This window comes from Proteus vulgaris (assembly GCF_023100685.1).
GTDB lineage: Bacteria > Pseudomonadota > Gammaproteobacteria > Enterobacterales > Enterobacteriaceae > Proteus.
Genome location: NZ_CP090064.1, coordinates 464,244 through 488,256, shown reverse-complemented (window position 1 = coordinate 488,256; position 24,013 = coordinate 464,244). Strand labels below are relative to the sequence as shown.

Sequence of the window (24,013 nt, the reverse complement as noted above, 5' to 3'; positions counted from 1 at the left end):
CGATAAATTGGGGTCGTCCCCTGAATACAAAGACAAAAAGCTGGGTCGTCCCAGCTTTTAAAAGATGAAGTTTAAGTATAAGAAAAAGAAATTAATCATGCAATAGCATAAAATTAACTCAATTTTTTTTAGGTGCGCCCTCTTCACCATAAAGAAAAGCAGAGACATCATCCTCTACTTCTCCCATTGCCATCAAGGCATCCAGCGTCTCTTTTGCTTCTTCTTCATTGACGATACTCATGGCAAAACCCACATGTACTAATACCCACTTTCCAATCATCGTATGAGGCTCTCCCTCACAGACTAGTGCAATATTCACTTCACGTTTTACACCACAAACATCGACCATTGCATTTTCAGTGATTGTTTTTCCTACTTCAACAACCTGACCTGGAATACCAAGACACATAACAACCCCTATTCGATCTCTATTTGCTTTATTCGCATTGCATCATCATTTTCAACACGCATATTTTGGCTACCACAAGAAGGACATCCCGCGTTAAACGTTGAAACCGTCACGACTTGATGACAATCCCAGCACCACGCTTTTGCAGGAATAACTTCTATATGTAATTCACAGCCTTGTGCAATAGTGTCTCTACAAACAATATCAAAACAAAACTCAAGCGCACTCACTTCAACACAAGATAATGCGCCAATTTCCATCCATACACTTTTTACTTTTTTTGCATTATTTAATTTTGCCTGAGAATCTATTATCTCAAATGCACTTTGGCAAAGTGTGATTTCATGCATGTCGATACCTTATTGAAGCAGGATAAATAATAGCAACTATAGTATCAGCACATAGTTGCTTTATTATTGATCTTAAAACAACAATTCAGCACCGGTTTCAAAAGCTGCTTTACGACGACGCTCTTTCACCATATCTTCGAGTGCGTCTCTATCGATACACACTAAAGCATGCGTTGGGCAAACTTCAATACATGCAGGCCCTGCTTCTCGGTGATGGCATAAATCACATTTATTAGCTTCGGCCTTAAATGCATCAATAGTATTAAGCGCAGTTAATTTGCGCATGACTGGGCGTGAAACCACCTCCATAGTGCCATAAGGGCAAGCCAACACACAGGTTTTACAGCCGATACATTTATCCTGATCAACATAGTAATAATCTTTATTATGAATAATGGCACCATTCGGGCACACATTTGCACAAGGGGCATCTTCACATTGGTGACAGACAACTGCTGTACTAATTGAAAATCCTTTAACCACATGAATTCGCGGTTGAAAATTTTGCTCACTAATTTGCTCAATGGCTAAGTTATCTTGATCGGCTTGCTGATGTGAAACCACACAAGCTACCTCACAAGTATGGCAACCAATACATTTTTTAGGGTCTGCAATGATGAAACGGTTCATCATATTCTCCTGCTTTTTGTTATATATAGCCGTTATATATGGCGATAAATGCAACGCGTTATTCTAATTAAGAGTAATAATTAGAGTATCAATAGAATGAATCTAGCACGGTTCATGCCAATATATTTTTGATATAACTATTCCTTATTTTTCAATTAAATAATCTTTAAATAAAAATGATTATTAATTAATAAATAAGTCACTTCGTCAAATTATTCGACATTTTTGACGATAAATTAAAACGCTATATAATTTATTATATAGCTATTTGATAAGTTTATATTTTTAAGTTTCATTACAGATACAAAAATAGCGGGTTGGATCAAAAATGATTCAGTCATTGATATAAATTTATTATAAACCTACTACAATATAGCTAATTTTTTAGGGCAATCGGTGGTGTCATGAAATTAAGCAGTAACAATGCTGAAACTATGGAGAGCCTTCGTAATGAGCGTAACCAATATCGCATATTGGTTGATATCACAAACTCTGTATTAGCTCATCTAGACATGGATGGTCTTATTTCTGAAGTCTCTAAAGAAATACATCGTTTTTTTGGACTGAATCATATTAGTCTAATGTTATGCCGTACTTCATCACAAAATAGTCATGAAGGTATTCTTTATTCTAGCCGTTATCAGACTGGAAAATCAGTCATTCGCCAACAACGTAAGTTTAGTAGCGCGAATAACAAAGCAGAAGAAATTATTAATCAAAACAAACCTGTCTTAATTGATATTAATAATGAAGATCAAGAAGATGTTTTGATTAAGCGTCTAGTTAAGCAAAATATGCAGACGGCTTTGTTATTGCCACTAGCTTTTAATCATAAGCCACTTGGTTTATTAATTTTAGCACATGAAGTCGGTAGTGTTTTTACCGACGATACCTGTCAATTGCTACAACAGATTGCAGCTCGTATTGGTATCGCTATTGAAAACGCAGCTGCATATGAAGAAATAACGCATCTAAAAGACAGTTTAAAGAATGAGAATATTTGGCTTAATGAGCAAATAGATAAAAACGGATGCTTTAGTGAGATTATTTACCAAAGCGATGCCATGCATAATGTGCTCGAACAAATTGAATTAGTGGCACAAAGTGATAGCACTGTACTTATTTTAGGTGAAACAGGCACAGGTAAAGAATTAATTGCACGAGCTATTCATCGCCTTAGTCAGCGGAAAGGTAAGTCGATGATAAAGATGAACTGTGCTGCTGTGCCTTCTGGCCTATTAGAAAGCGATCTTTTTGGTCATGACAAAGGGGCATTTACGGGTGCAACCAATACGCATATTGGTCGATTTGAAATGGCGGATAAAAGCACTCTATTTCTTGATGAAATTGGTGATATGCCCATTGAATTACAACCCAAACTACTTCGTGTTCTTCAAGAGCGAGAAATAGAAAGACTGGGTGGTAATAAAGTTATTCCTGTTGATGTTAGGCTGATTGCGGCGACCAATAAAGATCTTCATGAATTAACTGATGAAGGTGAATTTAGAGAAGATCTATATTATCGTCTGAATGTTTTTCCTATTATTATTCCGCCGTTAAGAGAACGACCAGAAGATATTCCACTTTTGGTTAAACATTTTACACAAAAAATTGCACGTAGAATGGATAGAAAAATAGATTGTATTCCGGCAAATGCATTGGAACAATTAACTCTTTATCCATGGCCAGGTAATGTCCGTGAGCTTGAAAATATTATTGAGCGTGCGGTTATTTTAACCCGTGGTTCAACATTAAACCTTCAGTTAAAAGAGCTTCACATTAATAAGCCCTCTCGTTTAAAACAGGTACTGACTCAACCTTCATCCATTGAAAAGCGCATGCAAACTAATGCGCCAGAAAGTGATGATGAGGAGCGAGAAAGGATCATTCAAGCGTTAAGAGAAACCAATGGTGTTGTTGCTGGAGCCAGAGGTGCTGCTTTAAAACTAGGATTAAAACGAACAACGTTATTATCACGGATGCAACGCCTTGGTATTTCAATTCCGGAAATACTTTAATTCCAAAGTAATTTCTTCTTCAATTATTTAAGAAGAGTGTAATTAATTACACTCTTTTTTTATTAATTTGAAACTTATTAATCTCTATCTATAATTTAGTTGATTACATTTTATCAATTATTTCTCTAATTAATTATTAATAATATAAACCATCAATGGAGCATATTATATATGAATAGCCTGCTTATAAATAAAATTAATGAAATAAAAAAGGAATACAAAAATAACAAATATGTTTTTATTCCCCAAAATGTTGTTATTAACTTAATAAAGCAATTAGGTGCTGAAGAAAAAGATATCAATACACTAATAGAATACGGCGATTATTTAGCACAAGATCCTACTCTTTCGTTTCGTCACTCTCGAACAGGACGCTACCTTTTTGATAATGACATAGAAACTATCTCCAGATTAGAGTATCAACCTTTTGTTCTCTCTGAAGAAGATGGATTTATTCGTGAAGACAGTGGTGCGCAAAGACATTTTAGAGCACTTGATGATCGCTGGCAGAGCAATACAGCCTATCAAGCCTTGTTAAAATTAAAAATGCTATTAATTCAAGGAAATACATTTACTCCTCGTCACTTAACAGATCAACAATCGCCAAAATCAATATCAACTGTTTTTCATTTAAGATTAATTGCTCAACCAGACTCTTTAAGCGAGCTTTCAATTGAAGGAGTGCATAAGGATGGAGTTGACCACACTATGATTGTTATGATGAATAAGCATAATGTGAAGGATAATACTGGTGCTTTACGTATCCATTCACCACAAGAAGCTATAGGAACACCTTGGCAAGAAATTAACCCTGAAAATGTGCTTTATGAACACAATAATGCACAATATCTTGATGTTCTATTAATTGCAGATAATGAATTAAATCATAGTGGTACACCTATTTTTACTCATGATAATAAAAATCAAGCTTACCAAGACTTTATGGTTTTATTATCTCGTTATCCCACCGTTGATACTCACCCATCACATAAATTCGACTCAATGAATGCACACCCTGATTTACCCTTAACTCTTTATTTAAATCAGTCAGTTGCTTAGTCATAAATCGTTATTACATAAATTAAAATCGTTGAGCTCGGCTAAGTAACAAATCAATAATTAAGACTAGGTTTGATTCAAAGGACGAGCTTTCGATAGTGTCACAATGATAATTCACTGCATCGTCATAAATGGGGAAATGAATATCAGCAAGTTCAGCCAATGGATTGGCACTTGCGCGAGTAAATGCAACAATCTTCATACCAATACTTTTTGCTATTCTCGCCTTTTCAACCACTTGTTCAGTCTCTCCACTACGAGATATCGCAATAAAAACAGTATAGCGTGAAGCATTATTAATAAAGATATTCTTACTGTCACTCAATCCTGAGAGAAATGCATCCTTACCAATCAGCTGTAATCGCTTACTGATATATTCTGAGAATATATGAGAAAACCCTGCCCCATAAATAAAAAATGAATTCTTGCTGTTAATTAAATCAACAAAAGCGTGTCTTTTCTCATCTGAAATTAACGTGAAGGTTTTTAAATAATTCGCCAAAAACTGATCAAAAAGAGGCTCTGTTACCTCGTTTTCATTACTTTTCAATTGATGGGATTTTTCAGCCGTGGATAACAATTGTTTGCAGTAATAAACTAACTCACTATAACCAGAAAAACCTAATTTCTGGCAAAGTCGCATAATGGTCGTTGTCGAAACAAAATTGGCTTGTGCTAGCGCTCTGATCGTAAGTTTTCCAACTTGTGTTGGGTTATCAATTAAATAAGAGAGAATACGATATTCTGCGCGTGTTAATTCTGTTGCTCTTGAGAGTAAAGATGATAATCGTGCCGACATACCGGTTACCTTAATTGATACATCGTCCTTACCAACATAAAAGGAAAATGCTGTTCTGGTGATAGAACAGCATTTTTATTCAATTACTCGTTAACAGCAAGTGTTCAGATCAAACACGCTTACCATTTACATAAGCTTTACGTAATTCAGGCCAATATTCTCGATTTGCTTCGATCATATCATCAAGGATCTTCTTCGCGTGGATCACACTTGGCACCGTTTTATTTAGTGTAAATGCCTCAAGTGCTTTTTCGTAGCTACCTTCAAGGGTTGCCTCCACCAATAATTGTTCTGAAGCCAGTTGTTGCTCTAACAAAGTACGGTGGAAACGAGGAATATCGCCGATACGAATAGGTTCAGGGCCGTGAGACGTGATATAAGCCGGTACTTCCACCATCGCATCATAAGGTAAATCAGAAATTGCGCCTTTATTTTCAACAATCACCAAGTGGCGCTGACGTAAATCAAAAGCTAAAGAGCAAGCAACATCAACAATAAAGGCACCATGAACACCAACATGGAATGCATCGGGTAAAATTCCCGTCTCTTTATATTCTCGAGCAGCTTCAAACAGGCGTTTTTCACGACCATCCATCACTTCGTTTGCACGAGTGTAGTCAGGATCTTGATGTTCCACGATATAATTTGGCATCAAGTAGTACTGTAAATATGGGTTTGGAATATATTCAGGGAATGCTTCCATTAATGGCTGAATATGACGCCACGTTTTCACCCATGATGGATCAGAGTGTTGTGGATCAGTTTGAGCTGCATCTTCTGTTAAAAGACCATATTTAGCGATATGTTCACGTAATTCAGGCAGTTTTTCTTCACCTTTTACACGCACAGAAGTAAACCAACCAAAATGATTTAAGCCAAAATAATCCACATCTAAATCATGACGATCCACTTTTAATACAGCGGCCATATTACGCATTGCCGCAACAGGCATATCACAGATATTCAATACTCGAGCATTAGGGCGTAGACGACGCACACCTTCAGCAACAATCGCAGCTGGATTGGAATAGTTTACAATCCATGCTTTAGGAGAGGCATATTGTTCAACTAAATCAATTAGCTCAACCATTGGTAAAATAGTACGTAAACCGTAAGCAAGTCCTCCAGGCCCACAGGTTTCTTGCCCAACAACACCATGACGTAATGGGATTTTTTCATCCTGTTCACGCATTTTGTATTGACCCACACGCATTTGGGCAAATACAAAGTGAGCACCATCAAATGCAGTTTCCGGATCTGTCGTCACCGTAAATTTAATGGTATCGCTATGATCACGGATCACTTTTTCAACCACGGGTGCAATCGTATCTTGGCGCTCTTTATCAATGTCGTATAAACGAATTTCACTCAGTGGAAAATCCTCTAAACGTACCATTAAGCTTTTTACAATTCCTGGTGTATAGGTGCTTCCGCCGCCTGCAATACTTAAGATAAAAGGTGATTTCGTCATCTTACTTTCTCCTATTAAAGTGCGGCTTCGACCGCTTCACGCATTTTTTTCACATGTAATCCATAAACCACTTGAACATTATTACCGTGGCGCACAACGCCTTTAGCACCGGTTTTCTTCAAGATATCTTCATGAATTACATCGACATTTTTAACAATGACTCGTAAGCGGGTATAACAATTATCAACCACTTCAATATTGTCACGCCCACCTAGCCCTTCAATAATCTCTTCACCTAACTCATTAATACTTTCAGTTATTCCTTCAGGATTAGTGACTGTTTCTGTTTTTTTCTTATAGTCTTCTTTGCTGTATAAACGCGTCTCTTCATCATCATCTTCACGACCAGGGGTTTTAAGATTGAGTTTTAAAATCAAGGTTCTAAAGATAACGAAATAGAGAACTGACATAATCAAACCCACCACGATATACATAGGCCAATTTGATTTTTCAGTGCCTAACGGCAAGTTATATAAAATGAAGTCAATGACACCATTTGCACCAATCGCATGAACACCTAATAGGTAGAACAACATCATGCCAATACCCGTTAATACGGCGTGAACCAAAAACAAAACAGGAGCAACAAAGAGGAAGGAAAACTCAAGAGGCTCTGTCACCCCTAACAAGAAAGAAGTTGCAGCCGCAGGAATTAAAATTGCCTTTGCCATCTGCTTTTTCTCTTTTTTGGCCACAGAGATCATGGCAGCAGCCGCTGCCGTTAAACCGAACATTTTAGCGATACCACGAGCATCCCAAATCACAGTGCTACTGAGTTGTTTTACTTCAGGGCACGCCATTTCAGCAAAATAGATATTTCTTGCACCTTGGTAAGTTGTGCCACAAACATCAGCAACACCGCCTAGTTCGGTATACAAGAATGGGGTATAAACTAAATGGTGTAATCCCGTTGGGATAAGAATACGTTCTAAGAATCCATAAATCAGCGCACCAAAAGCACCAGAGTCATGAATAACAAGTGCCATTTTAGTAATACCTGCCTGAGCAAAAGGCCAGATTTCACACATTAAAACAGCGAGTGCAATGGTGAATGGAATAGCAATAATGGCGACAAAGCAGTGGCCAGAGTAGATAGCCATAATGCCGTTAAATTGACGACCTGAATAACGGTTATAAAGCCACCCAGATATTGCACCTGTTAAAATACCGGCAAATACCCCCATCTCGAGGACTTGAACACCTAATACCATGCCTTGGCCTGCAGCTCGCATCTCTTCTGTGCTAACCAACTTCCCTTGCAGTGTTAGCGTAATATTCATAGCATTTGTAAAAATAACAAACACCACTAAGCCAATTAATCCTGCATAACCTTTATCTTTTTTTGCTAAGCCGACAGGAATACCCACAGCAAAAATCAGCGCTAAATTGACTAAAATAGCAACAGATGATTTTGCGAGTAATTGTCCAATACTTTGAATAACCGGGTGATTTAGAAACGGAATATATTCCGCAAGATTGCCATTGCCAAAGACGTTACCTAAAGCGATATATAAACCAACAATAGGTAATATCAAGACGGGTCCATATAAGGATTTACCAAACGCTTGTAGGGCATTAATGAGTTTTTTCATACGGTATCTCGTTGTTGTTTTCTTACACTCATTTCCATGACAGCATCCTGCGCTGGCCTTAAATAAAAAGCAATTTATCCACTTGATTTAGAAACGGATTACGTTAAAAGTAACATGTTACTTTTTTTATTGTGAGCCAACGCATGGTGAATATTCAGACAGATAAAAAGGGGTTTTTAACGATAAGCTGTAGAAAAAAGATCTGATGACAATAAGAAATCATAAAAAAACCGAGCTTACTGACACAAGGTCAATAAACTCGGTCTTAAGGCAGAAAAACAATATTAATCAGATAAAATTAGCCCTCGGCGGCTTCTCTTAAACGACGTTTAATATTGCTATATTCCGTTTTCACATAGTGTTCTGCCTGAGCCTGCTCCTTGATTGGCTCAACACATACTGCACAATATTTATACTCAGGTGTTTTAGTAATTGGGCTTAAGTTTTCCGCAACCAGTTCGTTACAAGCACCAATCCACCATTGGTAAGTCATATATACCGCGCCTTTATTCGGTCTATCACTGACTGCAGCACGCGTAATTACTTTACCTTGACGAGAGCGTATCCAAACTAGCTCTTGATCTTTAATTCCTAGTTGTTTGGCATCTTCAGTGTTTAACTGAACATAACCTGGCTCATCAGCTAATGCCGCCAATGCTTTACAGTTACCCGTCATTGAACGGCAAGAGTAGTGCCCAACTTCACGGACTGTTGCCAGTACCATTGGGAATTCATCAGACAGTTTGTCAATTGGTGGCGCCCACTCACAAGTAAAGAATTGGCCTTTACCATTAGGGGTATCAAAGTTACCACCATCGTACAGATATTGTGTACCTGGGCTATCTTCTGTTGGGCAAGGCCATTGAATATAAGCCAAGTCCGCCATTTTTTCGTAAGTCGCACCATAATAAATTGGGCATAACTCACGCAACTCATCCCAAATTTCTTTGGTATTGTTGTAATGCATTGGATAGCCCATTGCTGTTGCCATCAGACTGATAATTTGCCAGTCTGTTTTCACATCACCAACAGGTTCAACCGCTTTATAGAAACGTTGGAAACCACGGTCTGCCGCAGTATAAACACCTTCATGCTCACCCCATGATGTTGCAGGGAAAATAACGTCAGCAATCGCTGCCGTTTTGGTCATAAAGATATCTTGGACTATCAGAAGATCCAGTTTTTCAAAGGTTCTACGGATGGTTGCCAAATCAGGCTCAGTTTGCAGTGGATCTTCACCCATTACATAGTGAGCTTTTAATAAGCCGTGATCGATATTGTGAGGAACTTCACTCAACGCATAGCCCACTTCATCAGGCATTGATTCAATGCCCCAGAACTTAGCAAATTTCTCACGTGCTTTTTCATCGGTAACGTATTGATAACCCGGTAGTGTGTTAGGTAATGCCCCCATATCACACGCGCCTTGTACGTTATTTTGACCGCGAACAGGGCCAACTCCGACATATTTTTTACCTAAATTACCAGTTAATAATGCCAAACTAGTCAGTGAACGGACCGTTTCAACACCTTGGTAGAATTGAGTTACCCCCATTCCCCAAAGAATTGTTGCTGTTTCTGCTTTTGCGTACATACGCGCAGCTTCACGAATGATTTGAGCACTTAAACCTGTCGTTTCTTCAACTGATTCAGGTGTATAGCTTTCAACTAATTTGCAATATTCTTCAAATTGCTCAGTGTGATTTTCAATAAAGGATTTATCATGCAATCCTTCTTCAATAATCACATGTGCAATCGCATTTAATAGCGCAATGTTAGAACCATTTTTTAAGCCTAAGTGTAAATCGGCTAAACGTGCTGTTTCGATGTAACGAGGGTCACATACAATAATTTTGGCACCCTTTTCTTTCGCCTTAACAATACGGCGAGCAACAATAGGATGCGAGTCTGCGGCGTTATAACCGAAGACAAATAGACATTTGGTATCCTCAATCTCGACGATTGAGTTGCTCATAGCACCATTACCGACCGAACGCTGCAGACCTGCAACCGAAGGGCCGTGTCAGACACGAGCACAGCAGTCTATATTATTATTTCCGATAACCGCACGAGCAAATTTCTGCATCACGAAGTTAGCTTCGTTACCCGGACCTCGTGATGAACCGGTTGTCATAATAGATTTAGCACCGTATTTCTCTTTGATAGCAAGCAGTTTGCTACTGGCAAACTCAATCGCTTCTTCCCAAGAAACCGATTCTAATTTTCCGCCTCTTTCACGACGGATCATAGGTGTTTTAAGACGTGGAGTCAGTATCTTAGTATCATGGATAAAATCCCATCCATAATACCCTTTCAGACACAGCTCACCTTGGTTTGTTAAACCATTGGCTCCTTCAGCGCCAATGATTTTACCGTTTTCCACCTTCAGGTAGATTTTGCATCCTGAGGCGCAATACGGACAGACCGTGATGACTTTTTTCATCAACATTGCTCCTGTGTTCATCAACTTTCAGGTTATTACCTGATTCTCTCCTTTATCTATGCAGAGAGTGTGCCAAATAAGCACGCTTTTTTAGCTTTTTGTAATACAATGAAAAATAAAGAAAAATAAATTTGATAAACTAATAAGCAAATAATGAATAATAAAATAACAGGGGGTGATCGACACTAATGACGATATTTATGTCGACTTTCGTTTCCATCAATATACGTTATACATAAGAACTTATAGCGAAAGAACATCTTTCATTTGATAAGAAATAACAATTGAGCAAATACGCCTTCTTATCTGCCTTTATCAAGGTCTTACCGTATATAATGATGACAATCTCCTAATATCTCTACCAATATTTCTATCTACTAAAACTATTTAAAATTAATAATTTTGATATTAATGTTATTCAAATAAAAAATTTTTAAACTTCAATAAAAAAAAGCACATAATACTGAACCTGAAAACAACATCGCGGTCATAAAGACCTCTACACCATACATTTTGATAATAATTGAACATGCAAAAATTAAAGTTTTTAAGGTTTTCGAAAGAAAATATTGCCCTTTTTTTAGCAGTCTACCTTGGTTTTTTTCTTAATCTTTCCGTTTACATTGGCCGATACGGCACACAGAATACAAACAACCCCCTCATTGATGCATTATATATTCTAGGTGAAATTGCCGTTAATATTGCCTTCACCTTCTTCTTATTACGATTACTCTCTTTCTTCGGCACTCTCTTTTTTAAAATAATTGCCTCTTTTATTCTCGTCGTGAGTGTTTGCGCTAGTTACTATATTTCTTTTTATGACGTCGTCATTGGATACGGTATTATCATTTCAACACTCACCACCGATACCGATTTATCTAAAGAGCTGGTTAGCCCAAATGTAATTATTTGGATTATTGGCTTGTCTATTTTGCCATTGGCGCTTATTTGGCTATGTAAAAAACCAGAGAAAAATCTCACGACTCAACAAAAGAAAAAAATCTGGATAAAAAATACGGCCAAAATGCTTGTGATCGCACTGGCTGTTTTTGCCTATTTGAAAACACTCGATTCAAGACAAAAAGCCTATGAAATAAAAAATAATTTGGATTTACCAAGTTATAGTGGCGGCTTAAGTTATGCATATTTACCAACAAATTGGATTATTCCATTATTTCAATATGCAATAACGCAGTATGACGATACGTTTAATAGCCAAAATATTTTTGATCCTGCCGAACACTTCACATACCAACCATCAAAGGCTAATGAAGATGTGTATGTTGTCTTTATTATCGGTGAAACAGCAAGATGGGATCATATGGGATTGTTAGGGTATGAACGCCAAACGAATCCTCTATTAAGCCAAGAAAAAAACCTTGTTGCCTTTAAAGGTATTTCTTGTGATACCGCAACAAAGCTCTCTTTAAAATGTATGTTTGTACGAGAAAACGGAACAGAAAGTAACGACCAACGGACATTAAAAGAGAACAATATTTTCTCAGTTCTAAAACAACTAGGTATGACATCAGAACTCTTTTCAATGCAAAGTGAATTGTGGTTTTACAATAAGCTTGATTTAAATAACTACGCCATGAAAGAGATGATGACAGCAAAAAATAGCAATTTTGGTAAAGAGCTTGATGACACCTTATTAATTGCTGAAACAGCAAATGCGGTTTCTCAGCATCCAAAGGGAAATCATTTAGTGATTTTACATACTAAAGGCTCTCATTTTATGTACTCACAGCGTTACCCTGAATCATTCAAAAAATATCAACCTGAATGTTTAAATGTGGATGATGAGTGTACTAAAGAGCAGTTAGTGAATGCTTATGATAACTCTATTCTTTATACCGACTATTTTATTGATGGTATACTCAACACATTACGCGATAAAAAAGCCATTGTGTTTTATACCTCCGATCACGGTGAATCTATTTCAGAAAAAGGTGGCTTACACGGCACACCAAAAGAAATTGCTCCACCGGAACAATTTAGAGTTCCTTTCTTAGTGTGGATGTCAGATAGCTATTTAGCAGAACCTCAAAATAAACAGTTATTTGATAACCTAAAACGTAATCAAGATACACAGCGCACGTTCTATCACCATAATATTTTTGATTCAATGTTAGGTTGCTTGGGTTATTCATCACCTGATGGTGGCATTAATAATCAAAATAACCTCTGTTTTGGTGATACACCATCAACCCAAGAATAATTTTTTTAAACTAACAATATTCTTTTAAGTTGATAGAAAAAATAAATTGATAGAAAAAACCCACGTTCAATATTGAGCGTGGGTTTTATTATTTAATTAAATTGAATTCTATTTTATTCCAAATCTTTTAATCTCAACTTAACTGTATCATCCCAATTTTTAATATAATCTTGACACTCTATACAACCTAAATCAGCCGCTTTTTTATAAAAAACTTTCGCTTTAGCAAAATCTAATGGAATTGAATGACCTAAAAAATATTCAGTTGCCAATGCTTTGTATCCATTGCTATATCCTGCATCACCAGCAAATTGGAAAAGGGTCATAGCCTTTTCAATATTATTAGCTTTATCATATATATAGCCTAGATTTACAGCAGATTGGCCTAAATAATTATCTTTTCTATCAATAGAACGTTGATAATATTTTTCAGCCTCCAAGCCGTTATTACTTTGATCATAGATTGTAGCAACCATCCAATTAGCATCGCTATTTCCATTATCTGCAAGTTTTATCAAATCATAAAATTCATCTGCTGTATTTGGCATATCAAGACTAAATGATGATAAAAAATCGGGATCATGTAAATAAACTTTATCTGGTACAAGAATATTAGCCATTATTTTTCCACTTAACATAATTGCCATACTAAAAAAAATGATTTGGCTCCATCTATTTTTTATAGCCATAAGTCACCATTATTAGGTAAAGTATTATTTTGTTGGGAAGAAAAATGGGTATTAAATACAATATCTGAAATTTCAGTATGATGGCCATCATTCCATACAACATCGCTTGTTAATAAAAATTGATTTCCATTTTCATCTATAACGCCATTTTTCTTATAATTTAAATTTATTGATTCTATGCCTGAGCACTCAATCTTAATCAATTCATCAGCATCTGTTTTTCCATCAATATTTTTATCTATCCATAGATTTAAAGAAGACCAGATTATATCGCTCTTATCAATTCTATTATCTTGATTGCTATCATATTGAGATAATGCTTCAAACCCGTGTTTTGCATAGCCCTCTGATATATTAGAAGTATTATTACCAAACATTTCATTCCCATTATCTATAACACCATTTTTATTTTTATCAAATACAAGGAATGCACTATTATTATCTATCCATCCTGTCGATTCTTTTACTTCATCATTATTATGATCAAAATGAATACTATCATCATCAGGTAATGTAAAAATCCCACTCTCTGTTAATGCAATAACTAATGGAGTTTCAGCTTCTTGCTGCTCCAGAATATACTCTTCTATTTTTTCAATAATTTTATTTGGTGTATCTCCCATTAGCTGCAATATATAGTCAGGATTATTCTCACCATTTTCCGTTAAAGCCAATAAATGGTTTACAAAATCAATGCAATTATTAGTTAGTAAATTATAGCTACTCGGGAAATGCTGATAACTTCCATTTTTCATTTGCTCAATAGCATTGCTAATACGGTCAGATATTTCTGGTGAATATAATGGAAACGTCATACTTGTCACTTTATTAGAGTCATATCCTTTAGAATCATGAAACGTTAGATTATCAGCGCCGCCTTCCATTTTAGTGTCACCAAGACCCCAACCTATTGATTCGCCCCTAAATTCCACCCAGACATGCCCAAATGAAGACTTACTTGTTTGATTGTTAATATCTGTATATAAAGTACCAGAAGGAGCAATATTTACTTTTATAGTATCCACAATTGGGTAATGTTTATTTTTTATTTCATCACGTTCTATAAGGCCAAAATCTTGTCCTACATTATCCATTAATAACTTTCCTTGATTATAAAATAATCCTGTAAAACTAATTCTCTTTTATATAAAAGTCAAAAAAAATAAAAGTTATTAAATTTATTAAAAATACTGTTATATTATCTTAAGTTATAATTTTAAATAGAAAATTAAACCGCACTTAATATTTAACTTAAGTGCGGCTTTTAATTATCTAAATTACATTTAATTATTGATTAAAACTGGCATCGGTATAAAGTGGAGTGGCTTGAATATCTTTTACTGTTTTCGCCCCACCTAACATCATATTAATTTTTAATTCTTTATTTAAATGTTGGATAACTGAATTTACACCTTCAGCGCCCCCTAAATTTAATCCATAAAGAATTGGACGACCAACAGCGACAACATCTGCACCACTGGCTAATGCTTTAAAGACATGTGAGCCACGACGTACACCACTATCAAAAACGATAGGAACACGTTTATTTACCACTTTTGCAATCGCTGGTAATACATCAATAGTGGCTGGTGCGCTGTCTAATTGACGTCCACCGTGGTTAGAAACCCAAATCGCATCTGCACCCGCTTTAATTGCCGTATCTGCGTCTTCAGGTGATTCGATACCTTTTACAATCACAGGTAAGCCAGACATTTTTTTCACATACTGAATATCTGCGGGTGTGAAGGCTTGTTTAGCTTGAGCATAAATTTCGCTAATACCCGCACCTTTACCTGTTTTCGATTTGTCATCACTGATTTTTGCAAACGCTTCTAAGTTGGCAAAACCTAATGGAAATTGGAAATTATTTTTCACGTCATCTTCACGATAACCACCCACTGATGAGTCGATAGTCATAATGATACCTTTAGCGCCATACTGTTTTGCTTGAGATAAAATATACTCGTTAAAGGCATCATTTTTACTCATATACAACTGGAAAAAGAAAGGATAACCCGGTTGAGCATCTGCCACTTCTTTAATAGTTTTATTACCATAAGTACTTAATGAAAAAATAGAGCCTGCTTTTGCCATACCTTTTGCTGTGGCGACTTCGCCTTGTTGATGTGCAAGCCCTTGAGCTGCCATCGGTGCCTGAATAATAGGCGTATCTAATTTAATACCCAAAAATTCTGTTTTTAAATCTAAGTCAGAAAATTCGATACCTTGTAATGAACGAGGCATAATATATTTTTTATCAAATGCCGTTGTATTTGAACGTAAATTATTTTCGTCTTCAGCACCACCTCGAATATAACCGAAAGCCCCTTTTTCCATATTCGCCTGAACTTGTGCTTCCATCACTTTTAGGTTAACTATTTTAATTGGGCCTTCTGCTGTACTTGCTTTATATTCAGCGGCTTGTGCAACGCCCACGCTTAATGCCATCGCAATAGCGGTTGTTTTTAATAATTTATTTTTCATTTCTGATCCATTTATTAATTTAATCATGGGATTATATTTATAATTTAATAAATTTTAATTTTCATTAAGTTATATTTACTGAAAAATAATATAAGCCCTATTTTTAGGAAAAACTTAAATTAATCACTTACTTTTTTGTTAAAGTATTATAGCTTGTCATAAGATTACGATAGTCTGGAATATGGTTAGCAAAGAGCGCACCTAATCCTTCAACATCATTACGCCAATCACGGTGTAACTCACAAGCTAAACCAAACCAGTTAATTAATTGTGCCCCTGCTTTTGACATTCTATCCCACGCAGAGTCACGAGCAATAGCATTGAAAGTCCCTGAAGCATCAGTGACAACAAACACTTCAAAACCTTCTTCAAGTGCTGATAATGCAGGGAATGCAACACAAACCTCAGTCACAACACCCGCAATAATTAGTTGTTTTTTACCTGTCGCTTTAACTGCTTTTACAAAGTCTTCATTATCCCATGCATTAATTTGTCCAGGGCGGGCGATATAAGGAGCTTCCGGGAACATCTCAACAAGTTGAGGCATTAGAGGGCCATTAGGGCCATCTTCAAATGAGGTGGTCAAAATGGTAGGTAAATTAAAGTATTTAGCGGCATTAGCTAATGCTAATACATTATTATTGAATTTATCAGGCTCGATATCTCTTACTAAAGAGAGTAATCCAGCTTGATGGTCTACCAACAGAACTGCAGCATTATTTTTATCAATACGATGATATGTAAAGCTCATAATAATCTCCGATAGTATAATAGAGTTAAGGCTCAATTAAATAATAGCGCCAAATTTACATGACAATACTCAGACCCTTTAAATTTACATTTTAATTTATTTATTATTAATAAATAATCGATTGTAAACTTTAAATATAATTAAATATCACGATATTTAATTAACTGATTATTGGTTTATATAAATTTATTCGTTTCGTTGAAAAGAATTATAAGTGTAATCATTCTTAAATGAATCTAAAGATTATTGTTTTAACCATTCAAAATTTTTGTTGATGTTTTAGGGCTGGAAAAAGAGATAAAAAAACCCCCGCGGGCGGGGGTGAGATAAGCGCAACTAAAAGGTCTCTAACTTACTATCAGGAGATAGATCATTCATTAATGACGATTACGCACAATTTGATAGCGACGAGTTAAGTACTCAACAGGTACGCTCCAAATATGGACTAATCGACAGAATGGGAATAATAAGAAAATCGTCATTCCTAAGAAAATGTGCAATTTAAATACCCATGCAACACCTTCAAGATTTGCTGAAGCACCACCATGGAATGTCACAATAGATTGTGCCCATGCCACCAGCTTCATCATTTCACTACCATCCATATGTTGTGCTGAGAACGGAATTGTTAGTAGACCTAATGCCACTTGAATAACCAGTAGCGTTAAAATCATAATGTCACCAAATGAAGATGTGGCTCTCACTCGTGGATTGGTTAAACGGCGTTTTAATAACATCACGCCCCCCACCAGCATTAACACACCACAAGTACCACCGCCTACCATCGCCATAATTTGCTTATATTCAATCGGTAAAAAAGATTCATACATCCAATGTGGTGTTAACATTCCCAGAAAATGACCAGCAAAAATACCGATGATCCCAACGTGGAATAAGTTAGATGCCAATCGCATATTTTTCTTGTCTAGCATCTGGCTAGAACCTGCACGCCAAGTGTATTGACCATAATCATAGCGTAACCAGCTACCGATAATAAAAACGGCACCAGCAATATAGGGATAGATATCAAAAAATAACATATTGATGTAATTCATTTTTGTGCTCCCGTATCCAACGAATTCCCCACATTGAGATATTGAACTGCCGTCTCTTGTGCAAAACGACGCTGATGTTGGCTAATATTGCTACTGCCACATTGCGTACCTTCTCCAAGGAACGTCACTTGTTCTTCTTCCCATACCGCATCTAACGCCGCAGGGGTATCATCTAAAGGCTCTTTTTCTACTTGAGCAGTGAGTTGTGATGCTTCTAGTCCGCTTTGTGAAAGACAAAGCAATACATCAAAGAGAGCGTGATAATCACTGCCTCGCTGTTTTAAACGCTCACCTAACAGGGCCAAAATAGGCGCAATATTGTTTAGCCCTTCTATACACGCTGTGGTAGGTAAAAGTGTTAAATACTCAAGGTAAGTAGGCAAATAGTCCGGGAGTTCACGGCTACTTAATGTGATCCCCGCTTGTTGATATTGATTTAACAGATCAACCATTGCCTGACCGCGATCGCGAGATTCACCATGAACATGTTCAAATAACAACAGTGAGCGTGCTCGACCTCTATCAAAAAGTTCACTGTAGTTAGATTGTGCATCTAATAACTCTTGTTGCGTTAATGCGTGAATAAACGCCATCAATTTTGCAACTTGAGTCACAGGAAGCTCATCGGCCTCCTGTAATGCATCAATAAGCTCGCCACGGTTATCCCATAATTCTTGAGTGGGATAATCTAAAAGATGAGAAATAACTTTCAGAGAGATCATCATATTTTCTCCTCTGAACGACGTTCATCCTGAGGTGTTCTTGAAGTGATATCAATCGCATCAATGCGATGACTATTAAACAAATTAAATTTGCTATCACTACCATGGCAACCATCACCAAAGCTAAAACCACAACCATTACGTTCTGGGAAAGCTTCTCTTGCAAGTTCTCGATGGCTTGATGGAATAACAAAGCGATCTTCATAATTTGCAATAGCCAGATAACGATACATCTCTTGTGCTTGCGCTTCAGTCAAACCGACTTGTTCTAGTGCACTTAAGTCTGTTTTTCCTTCTACAGTTTCAGCACGTTTGTAATGACGCATCGCGAGCATGCGTTTTAATGCTAATAACACAGGTGTAGTGTCACCAGCTGTCAATAAGTTAGCTAAATACTGAACAGGAATACGTAAGCTTTCTACATCAGGCAATACACCAGTATGAGGTAACACCCCCGCATCCGCAGCTGACTGAATAGGTGACAAAGGTGGCACATACCAAACCATTGGTAAGGTGCGATATTCAGGGTGTAGTGGTAATGCCAGCTTCCAATCCACTGCCATTTTGTAAACAGGTGAACGTTGTGCTGCATCAATCACACTTAACGGAATACCTTGCTCTTCAGCTGCTGCAATCACTTCAGGATCGAAGGGATCTAAGAAGATATCTAACTGGCTTTGGTATAAATCTTTTTCATTATCCGCACTGGCAGCTTGTGAGATTTTATCTGCGTCATACAGCATTACCCCCAGATAACGGATACGCCCTACACAGGTTTCTGAGCACAGTGTTGGCTGACCGGCTTCAATACGTGGATAGCAGAAAATACATTTTTCTGACTTACCACTTTTCCAGTTGAAATAGATTTTTTTATATGGACACCCAGTTAAACACATACGCCATCCACGGCATTTATCTTGGTCGATAAGTACAATACCGTCTTCAGCACGTTTATAAATTGCACCACTTGGACATGTCGCCACACAAGCAGGATTTAAGCAGTGTTCACATAAACGAGGTAAATACATCATGAATGTATTTTCAAACTGCCCGTACATCTCTTTTTGCATATTGGCGAAGTTTTTGTCCGCTGCACGTTTGCTAAATTCCCCCCCTAAATCGTCTTCCCAGTTTGGGCCTTTTTCGATTTTGGTCATGCGCTGACCGGTGATCAGTGAACGAGGACGTGCTGTCGGTAATGAGCCTTCTGGTGCATTTTTTAAATGCTCATAGTCATAATCAAACGGCTCATAGTAATCGTCCAATGCTGGAACATCTGGGTTGGCAAAAATTTTAGATAATAGACCAACACGGTTACCCATTCTTGGTACTAATTTACCTTTGATATTTTTGATCCAGCCACCTTTCCACTTCTCTTGGTCTTCCCAATTTTGGGGATACCCTGTACCTGGTTTGGTTTCAACGTTATTGAACCATGCGTATTCAACACCTTCACGGCTAGTCCAAACATTTTTACAGGTTACTGAACAGGTATGGCAACCGATACATTTGTCGAGGTTCAGTACCATACCGACTTGTGAACGAATTTTCATTATGCCTTCTCCTGTCCATTCAGGGTCTGTTGATAAGCATCACCTTCACCATCAAGCCAATCAATCTGTTTCATTTTACGCACCACAACAAACTCATCACGGTTAGAGCCCACAGTGCCGTAATAGTTAAAGCTATAAGCCAATTGAGCGTAACCACCAATCATATGGGTTGGTTTAGGGCAAACACGCGTCACTGAGTTATGAATACCACCTCGCATTCCGGTTATTTCAGATCCTGGTAGGTTTATTTGGCGCTCTTGTGCGTGATACATATAAATCATGCCATCAGGAATACGTTGACTGACAATGGCTCTTGCCGTTAACGCACCATTACTGTTGTACGCTTCAACCCAATCGTTATCGCTAATTCCCATCTCTTTGGCATCATCTTCACTCAGCCACACTACAGGGCCACCACGACCTAACGTTAACATGAGTAAGTTATCGCTATAGGTTGAGTGAATACCCCATTTTTGGTGAGGAGTTAGGAAATTCAGCGCTTTCTCAGGGAAACCATTTGGTTTTTTACCTTTAACCGCATCAATCGCTTTAGTATCAATAGGTGGACGGTAAACCACTAAGCTTTCACCGTAAGCACGCATCCACTCGTGATCTTGATACAACTGCTGGCGACCACTTAACGTACGCCAAGGGATCATCTCGTGAACATTGGTATAACAGGCGTTATAAGAGACATGCTCATCTTCAAGACCAGACCATGTTGGGCTTGAGATAATCTTACGAGGCTGAGCAACAATATCGCGGAAACGAATTTTCTCGTCTTCTTTCACTTTGGCTAAATGAGTGTGATCGCGTCCTGTCACTTTACTTAATGCATCCCACGCTTTTACAGCTACTTGACCGTTAGTTTCAGGTGCTAAAGAAAGAATAACTTCGGCTGCATCAATCGCGGTTTCAATTGCTGGACGCCCTTTTGCCACACCATCATGACGGACACGATTGAGTTTTTTCAGAAAATCGACTTCTGCTTGTGTATTCCAACTGATCCCTTTACCACCATTACCCAATTTATCCATCAGAGGGCCAAGTGAGGTAAAGCGAGCATAGGTATTTGGATAATCACGTTCAACAGGAATAAGGTGTGGTGCTGTTTTACCCGGAATAAGGTCACATTCACCTTTTTTCCAATCTTTCACATCGAAAGGCTGTGCCATTTCAGCGGCAGAGTCATGCTGAATAGGCAATGTCACTAAATCCGTTTCAACCCCTAAATGACCAACACACAATTTAGAGAAAGTTTTAGCAATGCCTTTATAGATTTCCCAGTCTGTTTTAGATTCCCAAGCAGGATCAACCGCGGCAGTTAATGGATGAATAAATGGATGCATATCCGAAGTATTCATATCATCTTTCTCATACCATGTAGCGGTTGGTAAAACGATATCGGAGAAGAGACAGGTACTTGACATACGGAAGTCTAAAGTCACCACTAAATCAACTTTACCTTCACCGCCTTTATCTTGCCATTCCACTTCTTGTGGCTTAACTTGGCCTTGCTCGCCTAAATCTTTACCTTGTAATCCGTTTTCGGTTCCCAGCAAGTATTTCAGTAAATACTCATGTCCTTTACCCGCCGAACCTAATAAGTTAGAGCGCCAGATAAATAAATTACGTGGGAAGTTTTGTGGATTATCAGGTTGCTCCGAAGCAAAACGAATTTCACCTGATTTCAATGCATTAACGGTGTAATCAGCGGCACTAACACCTGCATCTTGAGCTTTTTTCGCAATAGACAGAGGGTTTAAATTTAATTGAGGCGCCGATGGTAACCATCCCATACGTTCTGAACGCACATTCATATCAACCAAGCTACCACTAAAGCGTGATTTATCCGCTAGTGGCGATAACAACTCTGTTGGTGATACGGTTTCATAACGCCACTGACTGGAGTGATTATAGAAAAATGACGTACTGTTCATATGGCGAGGCGGACGTTGCCAATCAAGACCAAAAGCTAAAGGCAACCAACCTGTTTGTGGTCGTAATTTTTCTTGTCCAACATAATGTGCCCAGCCACCACCACTTTGACCGACGCAACCACAGAAAATCAGCATATTAATAATGCCACGATAGGTCATATCCATGTGATACCAGTGGTTAATACCGGCTCCCACAATCACCATAGAACGACCATGTGTTTTTTCTGCATTATCTGCAAATTCACGCGCAATACGGGTGATATCTTGACGGCCTACACCTGTCACTTTTTCAGCCCATGCTGGTGAATATGCTTTGATTTCATCGTAATTTGATGCGCAATTTTCATCATTTAAACCACGATCAATACCGTAGTTTGCTAATAGCAAGTCATAGACGGTTGTAACGTATTTTTCTTCACCGTTCGCAAGTGTAATACGCTTAGCAGGCAGTTTATGAACAATTACATCATCAAGGGCAACACCTTCAAAGTATTCGCTCTTGATGCCACCAAAGTAAGGAAATGCAACGTCAACAACATCATCGTGGTTCTCTAAAAGCCCTAATTGTAAAGTGACTTCTTCACCACTCTTACCGTCTTTGGGCTCAAGATTCCATTTAGCAGCGCCTTCCCAACGAAAGCCCATAGAACCTTGAGGAGCAATCAGTTGCTGTGTTTTCTCATCAATAGCAATGGTTTTCCACTCTGGGTTTTTCTCCTGATCGAGATTGTTCACTAAATCAGAAGCTCGTAACATGCGACCCGCAACTAAATTGCCAGAATCATGTTTATCTAACATCACTAACATTGGCATGTCAGTGTAAGTGCGCACGTAGTTACTAAAGTATTCTGTTTGGCGTTTAACGTGGAATTCGTTAAGAATAACGTGTCCCATCGCCATTGCCATTGCGCTATCAGTACCTTGTTTTGGATTTAACCATTGGTCACACAGTTTAGCGATTTCAGCATAATCAGGTGTTACCGCTACGGTTTTTGTTCCTTTGTAGCGAACTTCTGTAAAGAAGTGGGCATCTGGAGTACGTGTTTGCGGTACGTTAGAGCCCCAGGCAATCAGGTAAGATGAGTTATACCAGTCTGCCGATTCAGGAACGTCTGTTTGCTCACCCCATGTCATTGGTGATGCTGGTGGTAAGTCGCAATACCAATCGTAAAAACTTAAACATGCCCCGCCAATAAGTGATAAATAACGCGCACCCGCAGCGTATGACACCATCGACATTGCTGGAATTGGCGAAAAGCCGATAATACGATCAGGACCATATTCTTTAGCGGTAAATACGTTAGAAGCAGCAATAATTTCATTTACTTCAGACCATGAAGAACGAACAAAACCACCACGTCCACGCGCTTGTTTATAGCTTTTAGTTTTTTCTGGTGAGCTAATAATTGAAGCCCAAGCATCGACAGGATCACTGTGTTGTGCTTTTGCTTCACGCCATAATTTAATTAAGCGTTTACGTACCATGGGATATTTAACGCGATTCGCGCTGTATAAATACCATGAATAACTTGCACCACGAGGACAACCACGAGGCTCATGATCGGGTAAATCAGGGCGTGTACGCGGGTAGTCCGTTTGTTGGGTTTCCCAAGTTACTAACCCATTTTTGACATAAATTTTCCAGCTACATGAGCCTGTACAGTTAACACCATGAGTGGAACGGACAATTTTGTCATGTTGCCAACGACTACGATAACCATCTTCCCAGTCACGATTAACATTTAATTCTTGGCCATGATCCTTTGAAAAGGTATCGCCAAGCTGTTTAAAATAGCGGAATCTATCGAGAAACTTACTCATCAGATA

General features: G+C 37.9%; 18 protein-coding genes. 3 read left to right on the top strand and 15 right to left on the bottom strand.

Annotated features, from left to right (window positions below; genetic code table 11):
* Positions 1–118: 118 nt before the first annotated feature.
* The 3 genes from hybG to hydN all read right to left on the bottom strand — a co-directional run bounded on the left by hybG (position 119) and on the right by hydN (position 1,389).
* A complete protein-coding gene (gene hybG / locus LW139_RS02405; RefSeq protein ID WP_036933156.1) occupies positions 119–409 on the bottom strand; it encodes a hydrogenase maturation factor HybG in 291 nt (96 codons plus the stop codon).
* 8 nt (positions 410–417) lie between these two features.
* Positions 418–759, bottom strand: a complete 342-nt coding sequence (gene hypA / locus LW139_RS02400; RefSeq protein ID WP_109409209.1) for a hydrogenase maturation nickel metallochaperone HypA — start codon at positions 757–759, stop codon at positions 418–420.
* Positions 760–831: 72 nt separating this feature from the next.
* Entirely contained in the window at positions 832–1,389 is a 558-nt protein-coding gene (gene hydN, locus LW139_RS02395) for an electron transport protein HydN (protein ID WP_109409208.1), read from the bottom strand.
* A 404-nt stretch (positions 1,390–1,793) separates the two neighbouring features.
* Between hydN and LW139_RS02390 the strand changes: the two genes are divergently transcribed.
* Both LW139_RS02390 and LW139_RS02385 read left to right on the top strand, forming a co-directional pair.
* Positions 1,794–3,407, top strand: coding sequence for a sigma 54-interacting transcriptional regulator (locus tag LW139_RS02390; protein ID WP_109409207.1), 1,614 nt, complete (start codon positions 1,794–1,796; stop codon positions 3,405–3,407).
* Between the two features lie 171 nt (positions 3,408–3,578).
* Complete coding sequence (locus tag LW139_RS02385; protein WP_247850579.1) at positions 3,579–4,466, top strand: 2OG-Fe dioxygenase family protein; 888 nt, start codon at positions 3,579–3,581, stop codon at positions 4,464–4,466.
* Between the two features lie 22 nt (positions 4,467–4,488).
* Here LW139_RS02385 and LW139_RS02380 read toward each other — a convergent pair whose 3' ends face one another.
* The 4 genes from LW139_RS02380 to fdhF form a co-directional block, all read right to left on the bottom strand.
* Positions 4,489–5,265 carry a MurR/RpiR family transcriptional regulator gene (locus LW139_RS02380; protein WP_247850578.1) on the bottom strand — a complete coding sequence of 259 codons (777 nt, stop codon included), beginning with the start codon at positions 5,263–5,265 and terminating at the stop codon, positions 4,489–4,491.
* Positions 5,266–5,374: 109 nt separating this feature from the next.
* Entirely contained in the window at positions 5,375–6,736 is a 1,362-nt protein-coding gene (locus tag LW139_RS02375) for a 6-phospho-alpha-glucosidase (protein WP_247850577.1), read from the bottom strand.
* A 14-nt stretch (positions 6,737–6,750) separates the two neighbouring features.
* Positions 6,751–8,328: a PTS transporter subunit EIIC gene (locus LW139_RS02370; RefSeq protein WP_166539723.1), complete on the bottom strand. Its 1,578-nt coding sequence runs from the start codon at positions 8,326–8,328 to the stop codon at positions 6,751–6,753.
* Between the two features lie 298 nt (positions 8,329–8,626).
* Complete coding sequence (fdhF, locus tag LW139_RS02365; protein WP_109409202.1) at positions 8,627–10,771, bottom strand: formate dehydrogenase subunit alpha; 2,145 nt, start codon at positions 10,769–10,771, stop codon at positions 8,627–8,629.
* A 529-nt stretch (positions 10,772–11,300) separates the two neighbouring features.
* On the opposite strand from fdhF, the gene eptB reads away from it, so the two are divergent.
* Positions 11,301–12,992, top strand: a complete 1,692-nt coding sequence (eptB, locus tag LW139_RS02360; RefSeq protein ID WP_166539722.1) for a kdo(2)-lipid A phosphoethanolamine 7''-transferase — start codon at positions 11,301–11,303, stop codon at positions 12,990–12,992.
* A 113-nt stretch (positions 12,993–13,105) separates the two neighbouring features.
* Here the strand turns inward: eptB and LW139_RS02355 are convergent, their stop codons facing one another.
* From LW139_RS02355 to LW139_RS02320, 8 genes are all read right to left on the bottom strand, one after another.
* On the bottom strand, positions 13,106–13,681 hold the full coding sequence (locus LW139_RS02355) for a tetratricopeptide repeat protein (protein ID WP_109409200.1): 576 nt from the start codon (positions 13,679–13,681) through the stop codon (positions 13,106–13,108).
* On the bottom strand, positions 13,672–14,775 hold the full coding sequence (locus LW139_RS02350; RefSeq protein WP_227336363.1) for a hypothetical protein: 1,104 nt from the start codon (positions 14,773–14,775) through the stop codon (positions 13,672–13,674). Before LW139_RS02350 ends, LW139_RS02355 begins: the two co-directional genes overlap by 10 nt.
* Before the next feature lie 193 nt (positions 14,776–14,968).
* Positions 14,969–16,165 (bottom strand): lactate oxidase, encoded by a 1,197-nt coding sequence (locus tag LW139_RS02345; protein ID WP_247850576.1) that lies wholly within the window; start codon positions 16,163–16,165, stop codon positions 14,969–14,971.
* Positions 16,166–16,292: 127 nt separating this feature from the next.
* Positions 16,293–16,916 (bottom strand): isochorismate family cysteine hydrolase YcaC, encoded by a 624-nt coding sequence (gene ycaC / locus LW139_RS02340; protein ID WP_166539719.1) that lies wholly within the window; start codon positions 16,914–16,916, stop codon positions 16,293–16,295.
* Positions 16,917–17,293: 377 nt separating this feature from the next.
* On the bottom strand, positions 17,294–17,971 hold the full coding sequence (narI, locus tag LW139_RS02335) for a respiratory nitrate reductase subunit gamma (RefSeq protein WP_109409196.1): 678 nt from the start codon (positions 17,969–17,971) through the stop codon (positions 17,294–17,296).
* Positions 17,968–18,693, bottom strand: coding sequence for a nitrate reductase molybdenum cofactor assembly chaperone (narJ, locus tag LW139_RS02330; protein ID WP_247851200.1), 726 nt, complete (start codon positions 18,691–18,693; stop codon positions 17,968–17,970). Before narJ ends, narI begins: the two co-directional genes overlap by 4 nt.
* Positions 18,693–20,246 (bottom strand): nitrate reductase subunit beta, encoded by a 1,554-nt coding sequence (gene narH / locus LW139_RS02325; protein WP_166539718.1) that lies wholly within the window; start codon positions 20,244–20,246, stop codon positions 18,693–18,695. The genes narJ and narH overlap by 1 nt, the downstream gene beginning before the upstream one ends.
* Positions 20,246–24,007: a nitrate reductase subunit alpha gene (locus LW139_RS02320; RefSeq protein ID WP_247850575.1), complete on the bottom strand. Its 3,762-nt coding sequence runs from the start codon at positions 24,005–24,007 to the stop codon at positions 20,246–20,248. Before LW139_RS02320 ends, narH begins: the two co-directional genes overlap by 1 nt.
* Positions 24,008–24,013 lie beyond the last annotated feature (6 nt).

What these genes read in the sequence shown, in the direction of transcription:
- hybG (WP_036933156.1), bottom strand. Translation starts at nt 409, where the DNA reads ATGTGTCTTGGTATTCCAGGTCAGGTTGTTGAAGTAGGAAAAACAATC.
- hypA (WP_109409209.1), bottom strand. Translation starts at nt 759, where the DNA reads ATGCATGAAATCACACTTTGCCAAAGTGCATTTGAGATAATAGATTCT.
- hydN (WP_109409208.1), bottom strand. Translation starts at nt 1,389, where the DNA reads ATGAACCGTTTCATCATTGCAGACCCTAAAAAATGTATTGGTTGCCAT.
- LW139_RS02390 (WP_109409207.1), top strand. Translation starts at nt 1,794, where the DNA reads ATGAAATTAAGCAGTAACAATGCTGAAACTATGGAGAGCCTTCGTAAT.
- LW139_RS02385 (WP_247850579.1), top strand. Translation starts at nt 3,579, where the DNA reads ATGAATAGCCTGCTTATAAATAAAATTAATGAAATAAAAAAGGAATAC.
- LW139_RS02380 (WP_247850578.1), bottom strand. Translation starts at nt 5,265, where the DNA reads ATGTCGGCACGATTATCATCTTTACTCTCAAGAGCAACAGAATTAACA.
- LW139_RS02375 (WP_247850577.1), bottom strand. Translation starts at nt 6,736, where the DNA reads ATGACGAAATCACCTTTTATCTTAAGTATTGCAGGCGGCGGAAGCACC.
- LW139_RS02370 (WP_166539723.1), bottom strand. Translation starts at nt 8,328, where the DNA reads ATGAAAAAACTCATTAATGCCCTACAAGCGTTTGGTAAATCCTTATAT.
- eptB (WP_166539722.1), top strand. Translation starts at nt 11,301, where the DNA reads ATGCAAAAATTAAAGTTTTTAAGGTTTTCGAAAGAAAATATTGCCCTT.
- LW139_RS02355 (WP_109409200.1), bottom strand. Translation starts at nt 13,681, where the DNA reads ATGGCTATAAAAAATAGATGGAGCCAAATCATTTTTTTTAGTATGGCA.
- LW139_RS02350 (WP_227336363.1), bottom strand. Translation starts at nt 14,775, where the DNA reads ATGGATAATGTAGGACAAGATTTTGGCCTTATAGAACGTGATGAAATA.
- LW139_RS02345 (WP_247850576.1), bottom strand. Translation starts at nt 16,165, where the DNA reads ATGAAAAATAAATTATTAAAAACAACCGCTATTGCGATGGCATTAAGC.
- ycaC (WP_166539719.1), bottom strand. Translation starts at nt 16,916, where the DNA reads ATGAGCTTTACATATCATCGTATTGATAAAAATAATGCTGCAGTTCTG.
- narI (WP_109409196.1), bottom strand. Translation starts at nt 17,971, where the DNA reads ATGAATTACATCAATATGTTATTTTTTGATATCTATCCCTATATTGCT.
- narJ (WP_247851200.1), bottom strand. Translation starts at nt 18,693, where the DNA reads ATGATCTCTCTGAAAGTTATTTCTCATCTTTTAGATTATCCCACTCAA.
- narH (WP_166539718.1), bottom strand. Translation starts at nt 20,246, where the DNA reads ATGAAAATTCGTTCACAAGTCGGTATGGTACTGAACCTCGACAAATGT.
- LW139_RS02320 (WP_247850575.1), bottom strand. Translation starts at nt 24,007, where the DNA reads ATGAGTAAGTTTCTCGATAGATTCCGCTATTTTAAACAGCTTGGCGAT.